Genomic DNA, 21,278 nt, shown 5'->3' with positions numbered 1-21,278 from the left:
ATCGATGAAGAAGGTACTTGTCGCACGTCCCACTTTTCCCGATGTGATCGAGCGCCTGAAGCAGTATTTCGAAGTCGATCTGAACCCGGGCGACGTGCTCCCGCAAGACGAGTTCGCCCGGCGTCTCGCCGACAAGGACGGCGCGTTCACGGCGGGCGAGATGGTCGGCGAGAAGCAACTGGCGGGCGCGCCGAACCTGAAGGTCGTCGCGAACATGGCGGTCGGCTACAACAACTTCGACATGCAGGCGTTCGACGCGCACAAGGTGCTCGGCACCAACACGCCGAACGTGCTGAACGAAAGCACCGCCGATTTCGGCTGGGCGCTGATGATGGCCGCCGCGCGCCGCGTGACCGAGTCGGAGCATTTTTTGCGCGCGGGCAAGTGGCAGAAGTGGTCGTTCGACTCCTTCCTCGGCGCCGATGTCTACGGCTCGACGCTCGGCGTGATCGGCATGGGACGCATCGGTCAGGCGCTCGCGCGGCGGGCAAGCGGCTTCAACATGCGCGTGATCTATCACAACCGCTCGCGCGTTGCGCCCGAGATCGAGGCCGAACTGAACGCGGAGTACGCGTCGAAGGAAGACCTGCTCAAGCGCGCGGACCATGTCGTGCTCGTGGTGCCGTACTCGAAGGAAAGCCATCACACGATCGGCGCGGCGGAACTCGCGCTGATGAAGCCGACGGCGACGCTGACGAATATCGCGCGCGGCGGAATCGTCGATGACGCTGCGTTGATCGCGGCTCTGCGCGAAAAGCGTATCGCGGCGGCGGGCCTCGATGTGTTCGAAGGCGAGCCGAATCTGAATCCGGATTTTCTGACGCTGGAAAACGTCGTGCTGACGCCGCATATCGCGAGCGCGACCGAATCCACGCGCCGCGCGATGGCGAACCTCGCCGCCGACAACCTGATCGCCGCGCTCGGCGAAGGACCGCGCGCTGGCAATCCGCCGAATCCGATCAACCCTGGCGTGCTCGCGAAATGATCGAATTGCTGTACGGCGCGGTCGCAGTGCTCGCGGTCGCGCTGGTCATCGTGCTGTTCGCGCTGCTCTCGACGATGCGGCGCGAATCGAACGTCGATCTCGAAGAGGAATTCGCGGCGCTCACTGATCGCGTGAACGACATGGGCGAAGCGCACGCGCGCGCGCAGGAGCGGCTCGAACGCGGCTTGCGCGGCGACATTGCCGAGAGCGCGCGCGTGTCGCGGATGGAATCGCAGGGCGGCTTCGCGCAGTTCCACCAGACGCTTTCGGCGCAACTCGCCAGCACGTCGAGCGTGCAGAACGCGCAGTTCGACGCGCTCGCGCAGCAACTCGCGCAGCAAAGCCAGCAGGCGCGCGAGGATCAGGGCAACGCGCTGAAGCGCTTCGCCGATTCGATGACGCTGCATCTCGCGCAACTGTCCGAGACCAACGACCGTCGGCTCGCCGAAGTGCGCGCGACGCTCGAAGCGCGTCTCAAGGACATCGAAGCGAACAACGCCGCGAAGCTCGAGGAAATGCGCCGCACCGTCGACGAAAAGCTGCATGCCACGCTGGAGCAGCGGCTCGGCGAATCGTTCAGGCTGGTGTCTGAGAGGCTGGAGCAGGTGCATCGCGGGTTGGGCGAGATGCAATCGCTGGCGGCGGGTGTCGGCGATCTGAAGAAGGTGCTCACCAACGTCAAGACGCGCGGCATCTGGGGCGAAGTGCAACTCGAATCGTTGCTGGAGCAGTTGCTCACGCCCGATCAATACGCGAAGAACGTCGCGACCATTCCGAAGAGCAGCGAGCGCGTGGAGTTCGCGATCAAGCTGCCGGGCCGACACGACGCGCCGGGCGTGGCCGGATCATCGGGCGATGTCGCCACGCCCGTGTGGCTGCCCATCGACGCCAAGTTTCCGCGCGAGGACTACGAACGCCTCATCGATGCGCAGGAGCGGGCGGACCCCGTCGCGGTGGAAGACGCATCGCGTGCGCTGGAAGGGCGGTTGCGCGCCGAGGCGAAAGCCATCGCGCAGAAATACGTCGCGCCGCCGCATACCACTGACTTCGCGTTGCTGTTCCTGCCGACCGAGGGTCTGTACGCGGAAGTGCTGCGTCGTCCGGGCTTGAGCGACTTTCTGCAGCGTGAATATCGCGTGAGCGTGGCCGGGCCGACGACGCTGACCGCGCTGCTCAACAGCCTGCAGATGGGTTTCAGGACACTCGCCATCGAGAAGCGGTCGAGCGAGGTGTGGCAGGTGCTCGGCGCGGTGAAGACGGAGTTCGGCAAGTTCGGCGACGTGCTCGCGAAAACGAAGGCGCAACTGGAGACCGTCACGCGATCCATCGAGGCGGCGCAGACGCGCACGCGTCAGATGGGCAAGCGCCTGCGCGACGTCGAGGCGTTGCCGCATGAACAGGCGGCGGGATTGCTGGGGGATGCGTCGTCGCCCGAAAGCGACGACGAGGTGTGATGAAACGTCAGGCGGCGCCGTTGGCGAGGCGGTCGAGCGAATCGCCCGTCACGCGCACCACGCGCCAGTCCGGCAGCACCGTCGCGCCCATCTTCTCGTAAAAGTCGATTGCGTTCTGATTCCAGTCGAGCACCGACCATTCGAATCGCCCGCACTGGCGTTCGACCGCGAGCGCGGCGAGCTTCTTCAGGAGCATGGTGCCGAGGCCGCTGCCGCGCATCGCCGGACGCACGTACAGGTCTTCGAGATACAGACCGCGCCTCGCGAGGAACGTCGAGAAGTTGTGGAAGAAGAGCGCATAGCCGACGATCTCGCCCGCCTGCTCCGCGACGAGCGCTTCCGCAGCGGGCCGCGCGCCGAAGAGCGCTTCGTGCAGGGCGCTTTCCGTCGCGACGAAAAGATGCGTGAGCTTTTCAAATTCGGCCAGCTCGTACATCAACGCGAAGATCGCGTCGACATCGGCGGGCGTGGCGGCACGAACGGACGCGGCGCTCACGCTTCCTCCGGCGCGTCGGACAGCACGATCTCGATGCCGCCGAAACGCGACGCCACCCAGTTGTACGCGTGGCACGCGATCCACAGCAGGACGAAGCCGAGAATCGCGTTCAGAAGCAGCGCACTCGTGACCGTGGAGAATTCGACGGAGCCGTATCGCACGAAGGCGACCACCACGCCCAGCAGCACGATCGGCACGCTGAAAGTGAGATACACGAGGATCAGCGCCTTCGCGGTCTGCCCCGGCGCGATGAATGAAATCTGCTTTTTCATGGAAGGAAAACCCCGTCTGTCGATGATTGGAGTGGTTGCCGCGGCGGCGCGTGCCTGTCTTGCCCGCCGTCAGATGAGGCCATCGAAGGGAACGATGTCCACTTCGTCGCCGGCTTCGACGTTCCCGCGCGCGTGTTCGAGCACGATGAAGCAGTTCGCGTCGCTCATCGAACTCAACACGCCCGAGCCTTGCGGGCCGGTCGTGACGACGTGCCATTGGCCCGCGTCGTCGCGCGTGGCAATGCCGCGCTGGAACTCGGTGCGGCCCGCGCGCTTCTTGACCGGTTCGCCGGCGCGCGCGCGAATGGCGACGAGCGTCTGCAGCGCCGCGCCGGACATCGCGAGAAGCGCCTCGCGCACGATGAAGTAGAACGTCGCCATGACCGCGACGGGATTGCCCGGCAGTCCGAAGAACAGGGCGGATTTGCCCGCGCCCGCGCGCTCGCCCGACCAGAGGCGGCCGAACGCGAGCGGCCGGCCGGGGCGCATCGCGATTTTCCAGAACGCGACGTCGCCGAGCGAATTCATGAGTTCGCGCGTGAAGTCGGCATCGCCGACCGATACGCCGCCCGAACTGATGACCACGTCCGCCGCTTCCGTCGCCCGGCGCAGCGCGTTTTCGAGCGATGCGCGGTCGTCGCGGACGATGCCGAGATCGACGGTTTCCACGCCGAGCCGGCGCAGCATCGCGAAGAGCGTGTAGCGGTTGCTGTCGTAGAGGCTGCCTGGCGTCAGCGGTTCGCCGATGGAGCGCAGTTCATCGCCCGTCGAAAAGAATGCGACAACGATGCGCTTTCGCACCGCGACGTCCGCTATGCCGAGCGACGCGAGCAGCCCGAGATCCGACGCGCGCACGATGCGTCCCGCGCGCAACGCCGGCTTGCCGCGCGCGAGGTCCTCGCCCGAGAGCCGCCGGTTCTGGCCTGCGCGCACGGCGGTGGCGGCGAAGCGGACGGCGTCGCCTTCGCGCGTGACGAGTTCCTGCGGGATGACCGTATCGCAACCGGGCGGCATCAGCGCGCCCGTCATGATGCGCACGCACTGGCCGGCATCGGCTTGCGCCGTGAACGGCTGGCCGGCGAACGCGGTGCCCGCCACGTTCAGCTCCACCGTCTCGCGCCCCGAGGCGAGCGCCGATGTGAGCGACCCGGCGGCGAACGCGTAGCCGTCCATCGCGGAGTTGTCGAAGGCGGGCACGTCGATGGGCGAAATCACGTCTTCCGCGAGCACGCGGTTGAGCGCGTCGAACAGGCCGACGCGTTCCACGCGCGCTTCGTGCTCTCGCGGTATCGCCCATTGACGCACGATTTCCCGCGCCGCTTCGACGGGCAACGCGTTGGGATCGTAGTGGGCGACGCAACCGGAGAGTGGCTTCAACGTGGTCATGAATCGGAGTGAGGCGCGACGAACGCCGGGCGAGAGAATGGCCGCGAGGCCGTGTGATGACAGCGCGCCGGGCGGCTGGCGCAAGCGGATGAGCGGGGACCGATGGTTCGGCTTACCGGCGCTCCAGCTCGGCTAGCTGGCGCAAATCATTGATATTGTAAAACGCACGATCATCGTCAAAAGGCACTTGCACCGCCTTGTGGCGTTCGTACCACGCGCGCACTTTGCGCTCGCCGGACGCGAGCCAGGCGTCGAGATCGTCCGCGAGCGACGCCCGCACGAGCGCGAACACCGGATGCGGCATGCGCTCGCCCGAAGGCTCCGTCGTCGCGGCATAGGCGATGTCGGCTTGCGCTTCTTCGAGCGCCTGCGCCAGCACGGCGCCGAGCCGCGCGTAGACGAAAGGGGCGTCGCACGGCGCGGTCAGCACGAACGGCGTCCGCGCGGCGCGCAGGCCCGCCGCGATGCCCGCGAGCGGGCCGGGGTAATCAGCGAGCTTATCCGCGATGACGCGTGCGCCGAACGGCGCGGCCAGTTGCGCATAGGCATTGGCGTTGCGGTTGGCGCTGACGAGCATCGCGCCGACTTGCGGTTGAAGCCCGCGCAGTACGTGCAGCGCGAGCGGTTCGCCGCCATAAGGCTGCATGCCCTTGTCGACGCCGCCCATGCGCGAGCCGCGGCCGCCCGCGAGCACGAGGCCGGTGATGCTGGAAGGAGAAGCGGGGGCGGCCACGAGCGACGCGTCCGTCAGCCGCCGATATACGACATTTCGACGCGCGGCCCGTCTTCGCGCGACACCGCCGACGCGCTGCCGCGCAATTGCGAATAGCGGTCGCCGCGCGCTTCCCAGATTCGCGCGATGGCAGTCGCGACGGCTTCATCGCTCGCGCCGCCACGGATGAGTCCGCGCAAGTCGTGGCCGGCTGTCGCGAAAAGGCAGAGATACAGCTTGCCTTCGGTGGAAAGCCGCGCGCGCGTGCAGGAACCGCAGAACGCGCGCGTGACGCTCGAAATGACGCCGATTTCGCCGCTGCCGTCGCGATAGCCCCAGCGCTGCGCCGTTTCGGCGGCCGTGTGCGCTTCGAGCGGCGCGAGCGGGAAGTATTCCGCGATCCGTTCGACGACTTGCGCCGACGGCAGCACTTCGCTCATGTTCCAGCCGTTCGACGCGCCGACATCCATGTATTCGATGAACCGCAGGACCGCGCCGCTTCCCTTGAAGTGACGCGCCATCGGCACGATTTCCTGGTCGTTCGTGCCGCGCTTGACGACCATGTTGACCTTGACCGGCGCGAGCCCCACGGCCTGCGCGGCGGCGATGCCGTCGAGCACGTCGGCGACGGCGAAATCGGCGTCGTTCATGCGACGAAATAACGCATCGTCGAGGGCATCGAGACTGACGGTGACACGCGTCAGACCCGCATCCTTCAGCGATTGCGCCTTGCGCGCGAGCAGCGATCCGTTGGTCGTCAGCGTGACATCGAGCGGGCGGCCTTCAGGCGTGCGCAGCAGCGCGAGGCGCTCGATCAGGAATTCGATGTTCTTGCGCAGGAGCGGCTCGCCGCCCGTCAGCCGGATTTTTTCGACGCCATGCGCGACGAACACGCGCGCGAGCCGCTCGATTTCCTCGAACGAGAGCAGCGCGGAATGCGGAAGGAACTGGTAATTCTTGTCGAACACCTCGCGCGGCATGCAGTAGACGCAGCGGAAGTTGCAGCGATCCGTCACCGAAATGCGCAGGTCGCGCAGCGGGCGCGCGAGCGTGTCCGTCAGCAGCCCGGATGGCGACGACACGCCGCCGGAGAAATCCGGAATCGCGCTGACATCGGCTAAGGGGATGATGCGTCGGGACATAGGGCGTTGACGAGGCGTTGGACTCGTTCGGACAATGCTGAATCGTCCCATTTTAGCGGAAGCGCGTCGGACGAGTCGGCGCAGCCCGTGGCGCGGCGGCTCGGGCTTTCCACTACGTCCATCGCGCGGGGCGAAAAAAACGCCATCGACCGGAATCGATGGCGTTTTCGTCACTTTCCATGCAGCCGGACTTGCCGGCCACATGACTACGCGATGCCGCTCAATGCTCGTTCTTCGCGGTTTCCACCTGCTGCATCGGCGCGGTGTCGACCGGCGGGAGCGGCTTGCGCTCGCGCGGCACGCGCACCGGCTGCGGTTCACGCGCGGCGGCGGCGCTGGCTTCGCGCAGCTTGTCGGCGTCGGTGTTGACCCAGACGAGGCCGGCGGTTTCGAGCATCGGCTTGAGCGCGTCCGTTCCCGCCGACGATGCCTTTGCCGTCGTCACCGTCGATGCCGGCTTATCCACCGATACCGCCGATACCGTCGATACCGCCGTTGCCTCGGGCGTCGGCGCGACCGCTTCGGTCTTCACCGGCTCCGATTCGACCGCGAGCGGCTCCGTGCTGGCCGTCGCGACCGGTTCGGCCGACTTGATCGGCTCGACGGCGGTTGCTTCCGGCGTGCTGGCGATCGCCGCGGGCTTCAGCGGCGCGGACAGCTCCGCTGCTTCGACTTCGGCAGCCGTCTGAGCCGGCTTCGACGTTTCCACCGGGGCCGGGGCGGGCGCGAACGGATCGGCCATCTTCGTCTCGCCGACCTTCGGCGTCGGGCCGAACGGATTCTCGACCGGCGCCGCGGGTGCGGGCTTCGCGAAGATATCCGGCGTCGGCGCGGCTGCCTGCGGCGTTTCCACCGTCTCGGGCTTGACTTCAGCCTTCGTTTCCAGCGGCTCGGCTTGCGCGGGCGGAACTTCCGCCGCGACCGGCGTGGATTCCACCGGCTTCACGTCGCTTTCGGCGGCTGCCGGCTGCTCGGCAGCGGCGGGGCGCGTTTCGCGGCGTGCGGCGGCTTCCTGGGCGGCTTCGGTGTCGAACACGCCGGCTTGCGCGGACATGCTGTCGGCTGCGCCTTCCGCTTCGGCGACATCGGCGGCGTGATTCACCGTGATGCCTTCTTCGTCGCGATCGCGCCGGCCGCCACGACGGCCACGGCGGCGGCGACGGCGCTCTTCGCCATCGCGCGCGGCGGCCTGATCGGCGGAAGCGGCGTCGATGCCTTGCTGCTCGGCATCGGCGTTGAGCTGCGCTGCGTCGACGATATCGGATTCAACCGGCTCCGCTGCCGTCAGCGCCTCGACGGCTGCGTCGGGTTGCGGCTGCTTGCGGCGTTCGCCGCGTTCCGGACGCTCGGCGCGTTCCGAACGTTCTGCACGTTCTGGGCGCTCGGCACGCTCCGGACGCTCGACGCGCTCACCGCGTTCCGCACGTTCCGGACGCGGCGCGCGCTCGGCGTTGCGATCCTGGTTGCGTTCGCGTGCCTCACGCGGCTCACGGCCCTCGCGCGGCTCGCGTGCTTCACGAGCCTCACGCGGTTCACGTGCTTCGCGCGGTTCACGGGTTTCACGCGGCTCGCGAGCTTCACGCGGCTCACGCACTTCGCGCAATTCACGACCTTCGCGGCCGCCACGCGCCTCGCGATCTTCACGACGCGCGCCCTGACGGCCCGCACCGTTGGCGCCGGTTGCAGCACCCGTAGTACCCGCCGCCGCCGCGCCTTCACGCCCCGCGCCGCCACGACGATTGCGATTGCGATCGCCACCGCCCGCGCGCTCGCCGCGCTCCGTGCGTTCGGTGCGCTCGCGTTGCGGACGCGCCGCCGGCTGTGCCTCGACGGGCGCCGGAGCCGGTTTCACTTCGGGCTGAATGCCGAACAGATTCTTGATCCACGCGATGAAACCGCCGCTCGCCGCCACCGGAGCCGGTGCCGGAGCGGGCGCGGCCTCGACCGGCGCGGGCTTCACCGGCGCGCTCGGCGCCGGCTTCTCGGGCGTGATGCCCTTGACCGCCGCTTCCTGCTTCGGCTTCACTTCTTCGGTGCGCTTGCTGTAACCGGTCTCCGATTCCAGTTCGCTCGCCGCTTCGACGGCCATCTTCCACGACGCGCGCGGATCGTCGAGGCGTGCATCGTCGTGACGCAGACGTTCCAGCTTGTAGTGCGGCGTTTCGAGATGCTTGTTCGGGATCAGAACGACGTTGACCTTGAAGCGCGACTCGATCTTGTTGATTTCCGAGCGCTTTTCGTTCAGCAGGAAGGCGGTCACCTCGACCGGCACCTGGCAATGGATCGCCGCGGTGTTTTCCTTCATCGCTTCTTCCTGAATGATCCGCAGCACTTGCAGCGCGGACGATTCGGTATCGCGAATATGGCCCGTGCCGTTACAGCGCGGGCACGTCACGTGGCTGCCTTCCGACAGCGCCGGACGCAGACGCTGACGCGACAGTTCCATCAGGCCGAAGCGCGAAATCTTGCCCATCTGCACGCGTGCGCGGTCGTGCTTCAACGCGTCTTTCAGGCGCTGCTCGACTTCGCGCTGGCTCTTGGCCGATTCCATGTCGATGAAATCGATCACGATCAGGCCGCCCAGATCGCGCAGACGCAACTGGCGCGCGACTTCGTCGGCGGCTTCGAGGTTGGTGCGCGTGGCCGTTTCCTCGATGTCCGCGCCCTTGGTCGCGCGCGCCGAGTTCACGTCGATGGCGACGAGCGCCTCGGTGTGATCGATGACGATCGCGCCGCCCGACGGCAGCGGCACCGTGCGCGAGTACGCGGTTTCGATCTGATGCTCGATCTGGAAGCGCGAGAAGAGCGGCACGTCGTCGTGATAGCGCTTCACCTTCGAGAGGTTGTCGGGCATCACGATGTCCATGAAGGCGCGCGCCTGGTCATGGATTTCGGTCGTGTCGATGAGAATTTCGCCGATATCCGGCTGGAAGTAGTCGCGAATCGCGCGGATGACGAGGCTCGATTCGAGATAAATGAGCATCGGCTGGCCGGCGACGCCGCTCTGCGACGCGGCTTCGATCGCGCGCCACAGTTGCATCAGGTAGTTCAGGTCCCACTGGAGCTCTTCCGCCGAACGGCCGATACCCGCCGTGCGCGCGATGATGCTCATGCCTTCCGGCAGTTCGAGCTGCGCCATGGTTTCGCGCAGTTCCTGCCGCTCGTCGCCTTCGATCCGGCGCGACACGCCGCCGCCGCGCGGGTTGTTCGGCATCAGCACGAGGTAACGGCCGGCCAGCGAAATGAACGTGGTCAGCGCCGCGCCCTTGTTGCCGCGCTCTTCCTTTTCGACCTGGACGATGAGTTCCTGGCCTTCGCGCAGCGCGTCCTGGATGCGCGCGGAGCGCATCTCGACGCCGTCGCGGAAATACTGGCGGGCGACTTCCTTGAACGGCAGAAAGCCGTGGCGGTCTTCGCCGTAGTTGACGAAGCAGGCTTCGAGCGACGGCTCGATGCGGGTGACGACTCCCTTGTAGATGTTGCCTTTGCGCTGTTCGCGCCCGGCGGTTTCGATGTCGATATCGATGAGCTTCTGCCCATCGACGATGGCGACGCGGAGTTCTTCCTGCTGCGTCGCATTAAACAGCATGCGTTTCATTGAACGGCTCCAGAGCAGCTCTGCCGTCCCTCGTCTTGCGAATCGCCGCCGTGAGTCGACATCGGGCGCGCGAAGCGGGAGGGCGGGCATGCCACGCTTCTTGTGTGTTGTCACAAAGCACGCTGGAGCGGAACTTCTGGCGGGAGAATTGCCGAAAGCTGGCTTCGGCGCGGAAAGCGGCGGCGAAGCCAAGGGGCACATGCGACAACAGAGGCGCCGAGGGCGATGCGGCCCGCGTGAGGATGAACGGCGGCGCCGGGGCTCCGCGTCTCAGAATGGACGCGCCGAACCCGCTGCGCTCTTCAAGCAGAGCCTTGTCCTCCCGACGGCGATCGCGACGCGAAGAGCGGGCTTCAGGCAGTGTCGCGCGAACCGGCGCGATGCCTGGTTACCGTTCTTCGTCATTGCGGTCGTGCCGCGCGGCGGCCGCGGGCTCACGTGCTCCCGGCGGCTTGCCGTGTCTCGCCTCGATGCGACGCTTATCTAGCGTCTCGCGCTTCGCCGGAATCAGCGCAGCAGCGAGTTGCGTCGTCAGTTGTTCGCAAACCGGCGAGCCGCGATGTGCCGTTTTCGCCCGATGCTCGATGGCAGGGCTGAATCGGGCGAGCGTCCGGTTCTACGCCGGGCGCCAATCGCTTCTCGCCGATGAAATTCTTTTTGACCAGAAATCCGTTACCGTCGGCGATCGACCCGACCGAACGCGCCTGTGGGCTCCGTCCCTGCCGGTGATATCGCCGTGCGTGCAACTCGTCGCTCGATTTTCCGGGTGAGCAACCGGCCCTGGGCGCAAGTAAAATGATGGTTTATTGCTTGCGCCTGTACAGTCTGATCAATCGCGGCTGCGGCTCTTATTCACCGCAGCCCATTCAGGCTGCTCGCAAATTATATTCAGAATGAATGAGTTAGGCAAAACATCCCATAAACCGGTCGCAAGCGAGCAGGTGTCGATGATCGAAATCGACGAAAACGCCGCCGGGCAGCGCATCGACAACTTCCTTTTACGCGTCTGCAAGGGCGTGCCGAAAAGCCATATTTATCGCATTTTGCGCAGCGGCGAAGTGCGCGTGAACAAGGGCCGGATCGATGCCGCGTATCGGCTGGAACTGGGCGATCTAGTGCGCGTGCCGCCCATTCGCGTCGCGCAGGCCGAGGAAGCGCCGGTGTCGTCGAATGCGCCCGCCGCCGAATTCCCGATCATTTTCGAAGACGACCACCTGATCGTCATCGACAAACCGTCGGGCGTCGCAGTGCACGGCGGCAGCGGCGTGGCGTTCGGCGTCATCGAGCAATTGCGCAATGCGCGGCCGCACGCGAAGTTCCTCGAACTGGTGCATCGGCTGGACCGGGAAACGTCGGGCGTCCTGATGCTCGCGAAAAAGCGCGCCGCGCTCGTCAATCTGCACGAGCAGATCCGCGAAAATCGCGTGGACAAGCGTTATTACGCGCTCGGCCACGGCGACTGGCAAAGCGACTGGGGACGGCGGCGCATCGTGAAAGCGCCGCTGCACAAGTACGTCGCGGCGGACGGCGAGCGGCGCGTGCGGATTCAGGAGAACGGTTTGCCGTCGCATACGGTCTTCAATCTGATCGAGCGCTGGCAGGATTACGCGTGGGTCGAGGCCGAACTGAAGACCGGCCGCACGCATCAGATTCGCGTGCACATGGCGAGCATCGGCCTGCCGATCGCGGGCGACGCCAAATACGGCGACTTCGCGCTGAACAAGGAACTGGCGCGGCCGAGCGCGAAGCCTTCGCTCAAACGCATGTTTCTGCACGCGTATCGCCTGAAAATCACGCATCCGGCGACGGGCGCGCCGCTGCAATTCGAAGCGCCGCTTCCCGCGGAGTGCCGGCGCTTCATCGAACAACTCAAAAACCGAGAGTCATAAATGGCGCGGCAGCAATTCGATCTGATCGTATTCGACTGGGACGGCACGCTGATGGATTCCACCGTCCACATCACGCGCAGCATCCAGGCGGCCTGCCGCGACCTGGGGCTGCCCGTTCCCGCCGATGAATCCGCGAGCTACGTCATCGGCCTCGGGCTGAAAGACGCGCTGCAGATCTGCGCGCCGACGCTCGATCCGAAGGACTATCCGCGTCTCGCGGAGCGTTATCGCTTCCATTTTCTGACGACGGGCCAGCAAACCGAGCTGTTCAAGGGCGTGCGCGAACTGCTGCAGGAACTGCGCGACGAGGGCTATTTTCTGGCGGTCGCGACGGGCAAGAGCCGCGTCGGGCTGAACCGGGCGCTGGATCAGTCGCGGCTGACGAGTCTTTTCGACGGCACGCGCTGCGCCGACGAAACTTTCTCGAAGCCGCATCCCGCGATGCTGCACGAACTGACGCGCGAGCTCGGGCAGGACTTGTCGCGCACGGTGATGATCGGCGACACCACGCACGATCTTCAAATGGCCATCAACGCGGGCGCGGCGGGCGTGGGCGTCGCGTACGGAGCGCATCCGGCGGATTCGCTCACGGCGTTGCAGCCGCGTTTCTGCGCGGATAGCGTCGCGTCGCTGGCCGGCTGGCTGCGGGAGCACGCATGAGCGATCCATTGCGAGAAGCGGCGGATGCGGTGCGCGTGTGCGCATCGGACGAACTGGCCGACGGCGGCGCGGGCGTGCGCGTCGATGCGAAGGAGGCGAGCGGCGAGGCCGTCGTGTTCTTCGTGCGATACGACGGCAAGCCGTACGGCTACCTCAACCGCTGCGCGCACGTGCCGATGGAACTCGACTGGGCCGAGGGCCAGTTCTTCGAAAGCTCAGGCCTCTATCTGATGTGCGCGACGCACGGCGCGATCTACGAGCCCGACACCGGCAAATGCGTCGGCGGACCGTGTCGCGGCGGGCGTCTTCGGCCCGTGAACGTCGAGGAACGCGAGACGCCCGAAGGCCGCGCGGTCTTCTGGCTGCCCGACGACACGCTTCGCCCGGCCTGACCCTCTTTTCCTACTCGACGCGGCTGCACGCCCAAAAGACCACGCATGTCCGATAACCTTTCTCCCAACCCGCGCGGCAACGACAACTGGGAGCGCGACGCGCTCGAGCGCATTGCGCTCGCCGCCATCCGCGAGCAGCGCGCGGCGCGGCGCTGGCGCATCTTTTTCCGATTCGTGTTTCTCGCGGTCATTCTCTTCATCGCGTGGGGCGTGTTCGATTTCACGGGCGATCACGTGTCGAAGGCGGCGAAGCACACCGCGCTCATCGACCTGCAAGGCGAAATTTCCGCCAACAGCGACGCCAGCGCCGACAACATCGACGCCGCGCTCGAAAGCGCGTTCGAGGACGACGGCACGGCCGGCGTGATCCTGCGCATCAACAGCCCGGGCGGCAGTCCGGTGCAGGCGGGCATCGTGTATCGCGAGATCGGGCGGCTGCGCGCGAAGTATCCGAAGACGCCGCTCTACGTCGTCGTCGACGACATGTGCGCGTCGGGCGGCTATTACATCGCGGCGGCGGCGGATCGCATTTATGTCGACAAGGCGAGCATCGTCGGGTCGATCGGCGTGCTGATGGACGGCTTCGGCTTCACCGGCCTGATGGACAAGCTCGGCGTCGAGCGCCGCATGCACACGTCCGGCGCGAACAAGGGCGCGTTCGATCCGTTCTCGCCCGAGACGCCGAAGATGACCGCGCACGCGCAGGACATGCTCGACCAGATCCACACGCAGTTCATCGACGCCGTGAAGCAGGGCCGCGGCAAGCGCCTGAAGGACGATCCGGACCTTTTCTCCGGCATGTTCTGGACGGGCGAGAAGAGTGTGCAACTGGGTCTGGCCGATGGCTTCGGCGACGCGAATTACGTCGCGCGCGAAGTCATCAAGCAGCCGGATATCGTCGATTACACGCAAAAGGAAAGCATCAGCGAGCGCGTGGTGCGGCGCTTCGGGGCGTCGATCGGCGATGCCGCCGTGCGCGCGCTGACGCTCGGCGGCAAGGTGCAACTGCGTTGAGTCCTACGACGCCAGCAGCAGGAAGATCGCCGGGCGCTTGTGCAGTTCGGGCGCGGCGGCTTTCTTCCAGTCCGACGCCGTGCGCGTGACGATGGTTTCGCCCGGCAACGTCAGGTCGACGGCCACGCAAATGAGCGTCGACGGCGCGCAGGAAGCGATGAGCGTGTCGAGCATCTGCCGATTGCGGTAAGGCGTTTCGATGAAAATCTGCGTCTGGTTCGCCTTGCGCGACAGTTGCTCCAGCTCGCGCAGGCGCTTGCCGCGCTCGGCGGCATCCACCGGCAAATACCCGTTGAACGCGAAGCTCTGGCCGTTCATGCCGGACGCCATCAGCGCCAGCAGAATCGAACTCGGACCAACGAACGGCACCACTTTCACGCCACGCTGATGCGCGCGCCGCACGAGCAGCGCGCCAGGATCGGCGACGGCGGGGCAGCCCGCCTCCGAGACGAGGCCGGCGTCCGCGCCCGCGAGAATCGGCGCGAGCAGCTTGTCGATTTCGGCGGGCGGCGTGTTCACGTTCAACTCGCGAATTTCGATTTCCTGGATCGGCCGCACGGTGCCGACTTTCTTCAGGAACGCGCGCGTGGTCTTCGCGTTTTCGCCGATGTAGTAGCCGAGCGCGGCGGCCTGCGCGCGCACCGGTTCGGGCAGGACGTGGGCGAGCGCGTCCGCGTCGCCTTCGCCGAGCGTGTTCGGGATCAGATAGAGAACGCCGCTCATGCCGCCCCCAGCATCGGAAAACCGGCGGCGCGCAGCATCTTCGTCAGCGCGATGAGCGGCAGGCCGATGAGCGCGGTCGGGTCGTCGGACTCGATCGCATCCAGCAGCGCGATGCCCAATCCCTCGGATTTCGCGCTGCCCGCGCAGTCGTAGGGCGTTTCGGCGCGCAGATAGACTTCGATTTCGCCGTCGGTGTAATCGCGAAAACGCACGCGCGTGACGATATCGGCGGATTGATGGCCGCCCGTGCGGGAATCGAACACGCAGAGCGCGCTGTGAAAATCGACCGCGCGGCCGCGCATCGCCTGAAGCTGCGCGACGGCGTTCTCGTGCGTGCCGGGCTTGCCGATCTGACGGCCGTCGAAGGTCGCGACCTGATCTGACCCGATGACGAGCGCGCTGCCCGCATGCCCGACGCGCCCGGCTGCGGCGCGCGCCTTTGCGATGGAAAGCCGCACGGCCGTCGCCTCGGGCGTTTCGCCGGGAAGCGGGGTTTCGTCGATATCGGGCGAAACGACGTCGAACGGAACGCGCAGGCGTTCGAGCAACTCCCGCCGATACGGCGAGCTGGACGCGAGGACGAGGTGCGGTGAGTCTGTAGCCGGCATGAACGAAATGGGTGAAAGATGAGGAAAGAAACGGCGGGGCGCGCGTGCAACAGTGGCGCACCCTTAAGTGTTTGACTCGAAAGAATAAAGCCTATATGATTTTGGGCTTTTCATCGCCTGGCCGGTTGAGCCTTGTTCGATGAAGCGCGGGCGCCAGTATGAACGCGAGTGCCGCTGGTGCGGCGGTTGGCAATTCGGGCAAGTCACGCCTGCGATCGTGCAACCAATATGCGGCGGACGGTGCATACTGAGCCCACGCCATGTCCGGCGCGCCGGACATGCTTGAAACGCAAGATGAACAAAAAGGCATAGGCAGGAGCGCACATGACTCAGAATCCTGGCAAACCTGCGAGCCCCGCCGATCTGCGCGCGCTCGACCTCTACGATTTCGCCGAACACAAGCGGCAGGCGGCGGGCGCGCTGCGCGTTTCGCAATTGCCGCGCATGTTAGCCGAAGTCCCGGCGGATGCGCCAGAGCGCGACACCGCGTTCACCTGGCAGGGCGAGGGTTCCACCCAGCCGGAGTTGCAGGACGACGGCACGGAAGCGCCGCAGCCTTATCTGCGCCTCGCGGTGCACGGTTCGGTGTGGCTCATGTGCCAGCGCTGTCTTTCGCCGTATTCGCAACATCTCGACGTCGACGCGACGTATCGGATCGTGGCGACGGAGGAAGAAGCGGACGAATATCCGCTCGACGACGATGAAGTCGAAGTGATCGTCGGCTCGCGCCAGTTCGATCTCGTCGAGCTGATCGAAGAAGAGTTGTTGTTGTCGCTGCCGCTCGTGCCGAAGCACAGCGTCTGTCCGGAAGTGCACGAGAGCCTGCTCTCGGGCAGCGAAGAGGACGAGGCGGTTGAGGGCGGCGAGAGCGATGAGAAACCGAATCCGTTTGCCGTGCTGGAAAAGCTCAAATCGAGCGATCCGAACGACAAGAAGCATTGATGTGGCGGCGCGGCGAAGTCATGGCCGCGCGGCGACCTCCCGCTTCAGGCGGTGGGCCAGACGGCCCGGCAGTTCCTCCGCGAACGCGGAGTTGGGCCTGTGTTAGAATTCGCAAAATTTTTCTGGAGTAATCATGGCAGTTCAGCAAAACAAGAAGTCGCCGTCGAAGCGCGGCATGCACCGTTCCCACGACTTCCTCCCGACGGCTCCGCTGGCTGTCGAGCCGGGCACGGGTGAAGTGCATATGCGTCACCACGTGAGCCCGAACGGCTACTATCGTGGCAAGAAAGTCGTCAAGACGAAGAACGACTAAGCGTTCGTTCAACGCTTCGCCGCATGCGCGTGGCCGTTCCGCGGCCTTGCGCGCCTGGCACGCTTTGACACTTTCCCGGTACGACAAGAAGGCGGCATTTCACTGCCGCTTTTTTGTGCCTGAAATTCGTCGCTTTCCATGACCGTAAAGATAACCATTGACTGCATGGGAGGCGACCACGGACCGGCCGTGACCGTTCCCGCCGCCGTCAATTTCGTGCGCTCGCATCCCGATGCGCACCTGATGCTCGTCGGCATCGAGCAAGCGATCCGCGCGCAGCTCAAGAAGGCGAAGGCGCAGGACGAGCCGCGTCTGACGGTCGTTCCCGCGACCGAGGTGGTCGCCATGGACGATCCCGTCGAAGTCGCGCTGCGCAAGAAGAAAGACTCGTCGATGCGCGTCGCGCTGAACCTCGTCAAGGACGGCGAGGCGCAGACCTGCATTTCCGCCGGCAACACCGGCGCGCTCATGGCCGTGTCGCGCTATGTGCTGAAGACGCTGTCGGGCATCGAGCGCCCGGCCATCGCGTTCGCCATGCCGAGCCAGAAGGGTTACACCACCGTGCTCGACTTGGGCGCGAATGTCGACTGCGAGCCGGAGCATCTGCTGCAGTTCGCGGAGATGGGCCACGCGCTCGTCTCGGCGATCGAAGGGCGCGAGCGGCCCACCATCGGGCTGCTCAATATCGGCGAAGAAGTCATCAAGGGCAACGAGACGATCAAGCGCGCGGGCGAACTGCTGCGCGCGAGCACGCTCAACTTCTACGGCAACGTGGAAGGCAACGACATCTATAAAGGCACCACCGATGTCGTCGTGTGCGACGGTTTCGTCGGCAATGTCGCGCTAAAGACCTCCGAAGGTCTCGCGAAGATGCTCTCCGACATGATCAAGGAAGAGTTCACGCGTTCGCTGTCCAGCAAGCTGATGGCGCTCGTCGCCATGCCCGTGCTCAAGCGCTTCAGAAAGCGCGTCGATCCGGCGCAATACAACGGCGCCGCGCTGCTCGGCCTGCGCGGGCTCGTCATCAAGAGTCACGGTTCGGCGGAAGCCTACGGCTTTGAGTGGGCGATCAAACGCGGGTATGATGCCGTCAAAAATGGCGTGCTCGAACGCCTCGTCCGCGCGATGGAAGAGAATGCTCAGCCCGCGCGCGACGCCGGTCCGAGCGCAGCGGCTGCCGATGCCGCCGGTTCCGCCGATGCAGCAAACGGCGACGCGGCCGCTCAGCCGAATTCCCTGCCAAACCCGCCGGATGCGTCCGGCACCGCGCTACCCACGAAGGCATAATGGCTCAATCCAATCTTTACGCTCGCGTGCTGGGCACCGGCAGCTATCTGCCGTCCGAGCGCATCACGAATCAGGCATTGGCGGACCGTCTCGCGTCGCAAGGTGTCGAGACGAGCGACGAGTGGATCGTCGCGCGCACCGGCATCCATGCACGCCACTTCGCGGCGCCGGATCAGACCACGAGCGATCTCGCGCTGATCGCATCGCAGAAGGCCATCGAGGCCGCGGGCATCGATCCGCAGTCGATCGACCTCATCATCGTCGCGACGTCCACGCCGGACTTCGTGTTCCCGAGCACCGCGTGCCTGCTGCAGAACAAGCTCGGCATCAAGAACAACGGCGCGGCCTTCGACGTGCAGGCCGTGTGCTCCGGCTTCGCGTACGGCATGGCGACGGCGGACAGCTTCATTCGCAGCGGGATGCATCGCACGGCGCTCGTCGTCGGCGCGGAAACGTTCTCGCGCATTCTCGATTTCAAGGACCGCACCACGTGTGTGCTGTTCGGCGACGGCGCGGGCGCGGTCGTGCTGCAGGCGTCCGAAGAACCGGGCGTGCTGGCGAGCGCGCTGCACGCGGACGGCAGCTACGCGGACATTCTCTGCACGCCGGGCAACGTGAACGGCGGCGTGGTCGCGGGCAGCGCGTTCCTGCACATGGACGGCCAGGCGGTATTCAAGCTCGCGGTCAACGTGCTGGAGAAGGTCGCGATCGAGGCGCTGCAAAAGGCGAAGCTCACGCCGCAGGAAATCGACTGGCTGATTCCTCATCAGGCCAACATCCGCATCATGCAGAGTACGTGCCGCAAGCTGCACTTGCCGCAAGAGCGCATGGTGGTGACGGTCGGCGATCACGGCAATACGTCGGCGGCATCGATTCCGCTCGCGCTCGACGTCGCGGTGCGCGACGGCCGGATCAAGCGCGGACAGAACGTGCTGATCGAAGGCGTGGGCGGCGGCTTCACCTGGGGCGCGTCGGTCTTCCGCTACTGATCCGTTCATCCATCCCCTCTACTCATCTGCAACTGATCCTCTTCACGACAGCCGCCGCGCGCCGCACGCGCGCGCGGCCCGCGCGACAGCCCGTGAAGGCCTCCGGATCATTCCAATCAACGAGGACGATATGAAATTTGCGTTCGTTTTTCCGGGCCAAGGCTCGCAGTCGATCGGCATGCTCAACGCATTCGCCGATCACGCCGTGGTGCGCGAGACCGTGCAACAGGCATCCCATGCGCTCGGGCAGGATCTGGGCAAGCTGATCGCGGAAGGCCCGGCGGAAGAGCTCAATCTCACGACGAACACGCAGCCCGTGATGCTGACCGCGGCCTACGCGATCTATCGCGTGTGGGAAAAGGAAACGGGTCTCAAGCCCGCGATCGTCGCCGGCCATAGCCTGGGCGAGTACACGGCGCTCGTCGCGGCGGGCGCGCTCGCTTTCGCCGATGCCGTCCCGCTCGTGCGATTCCGCGCCCAGGCAATGCAAAACGCGGTGCCGGTCGGTGAAGGCGGCATGGCGGCGATCCTCGGCCTCGACGACGACACGGTGCGCGCGGTGTGCGCGGAAGCGGCGTCGGCGGGCGTGGTCGAAGCGGTCAACTTCAATGCGCCCGCGCAGGTGGTGATCGCCGGCGCGAAGGCGGCGGTCGAAAAGGCGTGCGAAGTAGCGAAGGCGAAGGGCGCGAAGCGGGCGTTGCCGCTGCCGGTGTCGGCGCCGTTCCATTCGTCGCTGCTGAAGCCCGCATCGGACCAGTTGCGCGAGTATCTCGCGAAGGTCGAAATCAAGGCGCCGAGCATTCCGCTGATCAATAACGTCGATGTCGCGATCGTCTCCGATCCCGCCGCCATCAAGGACGCGCTCGTGCGACAGGCGGCCGGTCCCGTGCGCTGGGTCGAATGCGTTCAGGCGATGGCGCGCGAAGGCGTCACGCACGTCGTCGAATGCGGGCCGGGCAAGGTGCTCGCGGGTCTGACGAAGCGTATCGACGGGAATCTGGTCGGCGGCTCGATCTTCGATCCGGCGTCGCTCGAAGAAACGCGCAAACTGATCGCTGGATAAGCAAGAGAGAGAACGACATGAACTTGGACAATCAGGTAGCCATCGTCACGGGCGCATCGCGCGGCATCGGACGCGCGATCGCGCTGGAACTGGCGCGCCAGGGCGCGACGGTCATCGGCACGGCCACGAGCGAAAGCGGCGCGGCGGGCATCGGCGAAGCGATTGCGCAGGCGGGCGGCAAGGGCCGCGGCGCGGTGCTGAACGTGAACGACGCGGCAGCCGCCGATGCGTTCATCGACGCGACCGTGAAGGAATTCGGCGGCTTGAACATTCTCGTGAACAACGCGGGCATCACGAAAGATCAGCTCGCGATGCGCATGAAAGACGACGAATTCGACGCCGTCATCGACACGAACCTGCGCGCCGTGTTTCGCCTGTCGCGCGCCGTGCTGCGCCCGATGATGAAGGCGCGCGGCGGACGCATCATCAACATCACGTCGGTGGTGGGCAGCTCGGGCAATCCCGGCCAGGCCAACTACGCGGCGGCGAAGGCCGGCGTCGCGGGCATGACGCGCGCGCTCGCACGCGAGATCGGCAGCCGCGGGATCACGGTGAACTGCATCGCGCCGGGCTTCATCGACACGGACATGACCAAGGTTCTGCCGGAAGAGCAGCGCACCGCGCTGACCGCGCAGATTCCGCTCGGCCGGCTCGGCAGCCCGGACGATATCGCGCATGCGGTTGCGTTCCTGGCGTCGCCTTTTGCGGGCTACATCACGGGCACGACGCTGCACGTGAACGGCGGCATGTACATGTAATAGGCATTTCGCCGAAATTCGCTTAATATCCGCGCCGGAGACGGGCGCGCGAAATGCTTGACCGGCATGCGCGCACCGTCGGAAGCGCGGCGGCAACAAACGATGCGACCCGTCACGAGCGCCCTTGATGAAGCGCAGCGGGCGGCGAAGCATGAACTGAAGCGCCGTATTTTGCGGGACCAAACCTGATAAAATGCGCGCACTTGTATTTTTGAACTTTTATTCCCTCGGAGGGTTGCATGGACAACATCGAACAGCGCGTGAAGAAGATCGTCGCCGAACAACTGGGCGTGGCCGAAGCCGAAATCAAGAACGAAGCGTCGTTCGTGAACGATCTGGGCGCTGACTCGCTCGATACCGTTGAACTGGTGATGGCGCTGGAAGACGAGTTCGGCATGGAAATTCCCGATGAAGAGGCGGAGAAGATCACCACGGTTCAGCAAGCGATCGACTACGCTCGCGCGAACGTCAAGGCCTAAGGCCGGACGCGCCGGCGACTCGTCGCTCTTCGAGCTTGAAGCATCGTCGCTGCGAAAACCGATTTAACAGCCACAGGGCACACAGGGCGGTTTCCTGTGGCCGCTGTGGCTTTTGC

The 21,278-nt window shown here is 65.6% G+C and carries 21 protein-coding genes; 13 read left to right on the top strand and 8 right to left on the bottom strand.

Annotated features, from left to right (window positions below):
• Window positions 1-4: 4 nt before the first annotated feature.
• Window positions 5-985 (top strand): 2-hydroxyacid dehydrogenase, encoded by a 981-nt coding sequence (locus AWB72_RS15815; RefSeq protein ID WP_087128198.1) that lies wholly within the window; start codon window positions 5-7, stop codon window positions 983-985.
• On the top strand, window positions 982-2,439 hold the full coding sequence (locus tag AWB72_RS15810; RefSeq protein ID WP_087128197.1) for a DNA recombination protein RmuC: 1,458 nt from the start codon (window positions 982-984) through the stop codon (window positions 2,437-2,439). The genes AWB72_RS15815 and AWB72_RS15810 overlap by 4 nt, the downstream gene beginning before the upstream one ends.
• A 7-nt stretch (window positions 2,440-2,446) precedes the next feature.
• Here the strand turns inward: AWB72_RS15810 and AWB72_RS15805 are convergent, their stop codons facing one another.
• From AWB72_RS15805 to AWB72_RS15780, 6 genes are all read right to left on the bottom strand, one after another.
• Entirely contained in the window at window positions 2,447-2,875 is a 429-nt protein-coding gene (locus AWB72_RS15805) for a GNAT family N-acetyltransferase (protein WP_052449994.1), read from the bottom strand.
• 56 nt (window positions 2,876-2,931) lie between these two features.
• Window positions 2,932-3,207: a hypothetical protein gene (locus AWB72_RS15800; RefSeq protein WP_040051385.1), complete on the bottom strand. Its 276-nt coding sequence runs from the start codon at window positions 3,205-3,207 to the stop codon at window positions 2,932-2,934.
• A 69-nt stretch (window positions 3,208-3,276) separates the two neighbouring features.
• The gene (gene moeA / locus AWB72_RS15795; protein WP_087128195.1) at window positions 3,277-4,593 is read right to left on the bottom strand and encodes a molybdopterin molybdotransferase MoeA; all 1,317 of its coding nucleotides are present in this window, start codon (window positions 4,591-4,593) and stop codon (window positions 3,277-3,279) included.
• Window positions 4,594-4,705: 112 nt separating this feature from the next.
• A complete protein-coding gene (mobA, locus tag AWB72_RS15790; RefSeq protein WP_087128193.1) occupies window positions 4,706-5,326 on the bottom strand; it encodes a molybdenum cofactor guanylyltransferase MobA in 621 nt (206 codons plus the stop codon).
• A gap of 14 nt (window positions 5,327-5,340) precedes the next feature.
• On the bottom strand, window positions 5,341-6,447 hold the full coding sequence (moaA, locus tag AWB72_RS15785) for a GTP 3',8-cyclase MoaA (protein ID WP_087128192.1): 1,107 nt from the start codon (window positions 6,445-6,447) through the stop codon (window positions 5,341-5,343).
• Between the two features lie 220 nt (window positions 6,448-6,667).
• Window positions 6,668-10,045, bottom strand: a complete 3,378-nt coding sequence (locus AWB72_RS15780; RefSeq protein WP_087128190.1) for an Rne/Rng family ribonuclease — start codon at window positions 10,043-10,045, stop codon at window positions 6,668-6,670.
• A gap of 893 nt (window positions 10,046-10,938) precedes the next feature.
• Between AWB72_RS15780 and rluC the strand changes: the two genes are divergently transcribed.
• Genes rluC through AWB72_RS15760 form a run of 4 tightly spaced genes read left to right on the top strand, consistent with a single transcriptional unit; the run spans window position 10,939 to window position 14,000 of the window.
• Complete coding sequence (rluC, locus tag AWB72_RS15775; protein WP_087128189.1) at window positions 10,939-11,934, top strand: 23S rRNA pseudouridine(955/2504/2580) synthase RluC; 996 nt, start codon at window positions 10,939-10,941, stop codon at window positions 11,932-11,934.
• A complete protein-coding gene (locus tag AWB72_RS15770; protein ID WP_087128187.1) occupies window positions 11,935-12,594 on the top strand; it encodes an HAD-IIIA family hydrolase in 660 nt (219 codons plus the stop codon).
• On the top strand, window positions 12,591-12,986 hold the full coding sequence (locus AWB72_RS15765; RefSeq protein WP_087128186.1) for a Rieske (2Fe-2S) protein: 396 nt from the start codon (window positions 12,591-12,593) through the stop codon (window positions 12,984-12,986). The genes AWB72_RS15770 and AWB72_RS15765 overlap by 4 nt, the downstream gene beginning before the upstream one ends.
• A 45-nt stretch (window positions 12,987-13,031) precedes the next feature.
• Complete coding sequence (locus AWB72_RS15760) at window positions 13,032-14,000, top strand: S49 family peptidase (RefSeq protein WP_087128184.1); 969 nt, start codon at window positions 13,032-13,034, stop codon at window positions 13,998-14,000.
• A 3-nt stretch (window positions 14,001-14,003) separates the two neighbouring features.
• Here the strand turns inward: AWB72_RS15760 and AWB72_RS15755 are convergent, their stop codons facing one another.
• Window positions 14,004-14,723 carry an SAM-dependent methyltransferase gene (locus tag AWB72_RS15755; RefSeq protein WP_040051394.1) on the bottom strand — a complete coding sequence of 240 codons (720 nt, stop codon included), beginning with the start codon at window positions 14,721-14,723 and terminating at the stop codon, window positions 14,004-14,006.
• Window positions 14,720-15,331, bottom strand: a complete 612-nt coding sequence (locus tag AWB72_RS15750; protein WP_087128182.1) for a Maf-like protein — start codon at window positions 15,329-15,331, stop codon at window positions 14,720-14,722. The genes AWB72_RS15755 and AWB72_RS15750 overlap by 4 nt, the downstream gene beginning before the upstream one ends.
• 324 nt (window positions 15,332-15,655) lie before the next feature.
• Between AWB72_RS15750 and AWB72_RS15745 the strand changes: the two genes are divergently transcribed.
• From AWB72_RS15745 to acpP, 7 genes are all read left to right on the top strand, one after another.
• Window positions 15,656-16,273: a DUF177 domain-containing protein gene (locus AWB72_RS15745; protein WP_040051396.1), complete on the top strand. Its 618-nt coding sequence runs from the start codon at window positions 15,656-15,658 to the stop codon at window positions 16,271-16,273.
• A gap of 133 nt (window positions 16,274-16,406) precedes the next feature.
• Window positions 16,407-16,586 (top strand): 50S ribosomal protein L32, encoded by a 180-nt coding sequence (gene rpmF, locus AWB72_RS15740; protein ID WP_040051397.1) that lies wholly within the window; start codon window positions 16,407-16,409, stop codon window positions 16,584-16,586.
• A gap of 138 nt (window positions 16,587-16,724) precedes the next feature.
• A complete protein-coding gene (plsX, locus tag AWB72_RS15735; RefSeq protein ID WP_040051398.1) occupies window positions 16,725-17,873 on the top strand; it encodes a phosphate acyltransferase PlsX in 1,149 nt (382 codons plus the stop codon).
• Window positions 17,873-18,862, top strand: a complete 990-nt coding sequence (locus AWB72_RS15730) for a beta-ketoacyl-ACP synthase III (RefSeq protein WP_040051399.1) — start codon at window positions 17,873-17,875, stop codon at window positions 18,860-18,862. The genes plsX and AWB72_RS15730 overlap by 1 nt, the downstream gene beginning before the upstream one ends.
• A 130-nt stretch (window positions 18,863-18,992) precedes the next feature.
• Window positions 18,993-19,925: an ACP S-malonyltransferase gene (fabD, locus tag AWB72_RS15725; protein ID WP_040051400.1), complete on the top strand. Its 933-nt coding sequence runs from the start codon at window positions 18,993-18,995 to the stop codon at window positions 19,923-19,925.
• A 17-nt stretch (window positions 19,926-19,942) separates the two neighbouring features.
• Complete coding sequence (gene fabG / locus AWB72_RS15720; RefSeq protein WP_040051401.1) at window positions 19,943-20,683, top strand: 3-oxoacyl-ACP reductase FabG; 741 nt, start codon at window positions 19,943-19,945, stop codon at window positions 20,681-20,683.
• A gap of 239 nt (window positions 20,684-20,922) precedes the next feature.
• Window positions 20,923-21,162, top strand: a complete 240-nt coding sequence (acpP, locus tag AWB72_RS15715) for an acyl carrier protein (protein ID WP_004197638.1) — start codon at window positions 20,923-20,925, stop codon at window positions 21,160-21,162.
• Window positions 21,163-21,278: the final 116 nt, after the last annotated feature.

The organism is Caballeronia concitans, from assembly GCF_001544615.1.
Taxonomy (GTDB): Bacteria; Pseudomonadota; Gammaproteobacteria; order Burkholderiales; family Burkholderiaceae; genus Caballeronia; species Caballeronia concitans.
Note: the sequence above shows the minus strand (reverse complement) of the source record. Positions and strands in the feature narration are given on the sequence as shown.

Bases quoted from the DNA above. Each gene is read 5' to 3' on its own strand.
- rpmF (WP_040051397.1), top strand. From the start codon at position 16,407: ATGGCAGTTCAGCAAAACAAGAAGTCGCCGTCGAAGCGCGGCATGCAC.
- AWB72_RS15810 (WP_087128197.1), top strand. From the start codon at position 982: ATGATCGAATTGCTGTACGGCGCGGTCGCAGTGCTCGCGGTCGCGCTG.
- AWB72_RS15760 (WP_087128184.1), top strand. From the start codon at position 13,032: ATGTCCGATAACCTTTCTCCCAACCCGCGCGGCAACGACAACTGGGAG.
- AWB72_RS15730 (WP_040051399.1), top strand. From the start codon at position 17,873: ATGGCTCAATCCAATCTTTACGCTCGCGTGCTGGGCACCGGCAGCTAT.
- AWB72_RS15765 (WP_087128186.1), top strand. From the start codon at position 12,591: ATGAGCGATCCATTGCGAGAAGCGGCGGATGCGGTGCGCGTGTGCGCA.
- AWB72_RS15780 (WP_087128190.1), bottom strand. From the start codon at position 10,045: ATGAAACGCATGCTGTTTAATGCGACGCAGCAGGAAGAACTCCGCGTC.
- fabG (WP_040051401.1), top strand. From the start codon at position 19,943: ATGAACTTGGACAATCAGGTAGCCATCGTCACGGGCGCATCGCGCGGC.
- plsX (WP_040051398.1), top strand. From the start codon at position 16,725: ATGACCGTAAAGATAACCATTGACTGCATGGGAGGCGACCACGGACCG.
- acpP (WP_004197638.1), top strand. From the start codon at position 20,923: ATGGACAACATCGAACAGCGCGTGAAGAAGATCGTCGCCGAACAACTG.
- AWB72_RS15805 (WP_052449994.1), bottom strand. From the start codon at position 2,875: ATGTACGAGCTGGCCGAATTTGAAAAGCTCACGCATCTTTTCGTCGCG.
- AWB72_RS15770 (WP_087128187.1), top strand. From the start codon at position 11,935: ATGGCGCGGCAGCAATTCGATCTGATCGTATTCGACTGGGACGGCACG.
- AWB72_RS15745 (WP_040051396.1), top strand. From the start codon at position 15,656: ATGACTCAGAATCCTGGCAAACCTGCGAGCCCCGCCGATCTGCGCGCG.
- moeA (WP_087128195.1), bottom strand. From the start codon at position 4,593: ATGACCACGTTGAAGCCACTCTCCGGTTGCGTCGCCCACTACGATCCC.
- fabD (WP_040051400.1), top strand. From the start codon at position 18,993: ATGAAATTTGCGTTCGTTTTTCCGGGCCAAGGCTCGCAGTCGATCGGC.
- rluC (WP_087128189.1), top strand. From the start codon at position 10,939: ATGAATGAGTTAGGCAAAACATCCCATAAACCGGTCGCAAGCGAGCAG.
- AWB72_RS15800 (WP_040051385.1), bottom strand. From the start codon at position 3,207: ATGAAAAAGCAGATTTCATTCATCGCGCCGGGGCAGACCGCGAAGGCG.
- AWB72_RS15750 (WP_087128182.1), bottom strand. From the start codon at position 15,331: ATGCCGGCTACAGACTCACCGCACCTCGTCCTCGCGTCCAGCTCGCCG.
- AWB72_RS15815 (WP_087128198.1), top strand. From the start codon at position 5: ATGAAGAAGGTACTTGTCGCACGTCCCACTTTTCCCGATGTGATCGAG.
- moaA (WP_087128192.1), bottom strand. From the start codon at position 6,447: ATGTCCCGACGCATCATCCCCTTAGCCGATGTCAGCGCGATTCCGGAT.
- AWB72_RS15755 (WP_040051394.1), bottom strand. From the start codon at position 14,723: ATGAGCGGCGTTCTCTATCTGATCCCGAACACGCTCGGCGAAGGCGAC.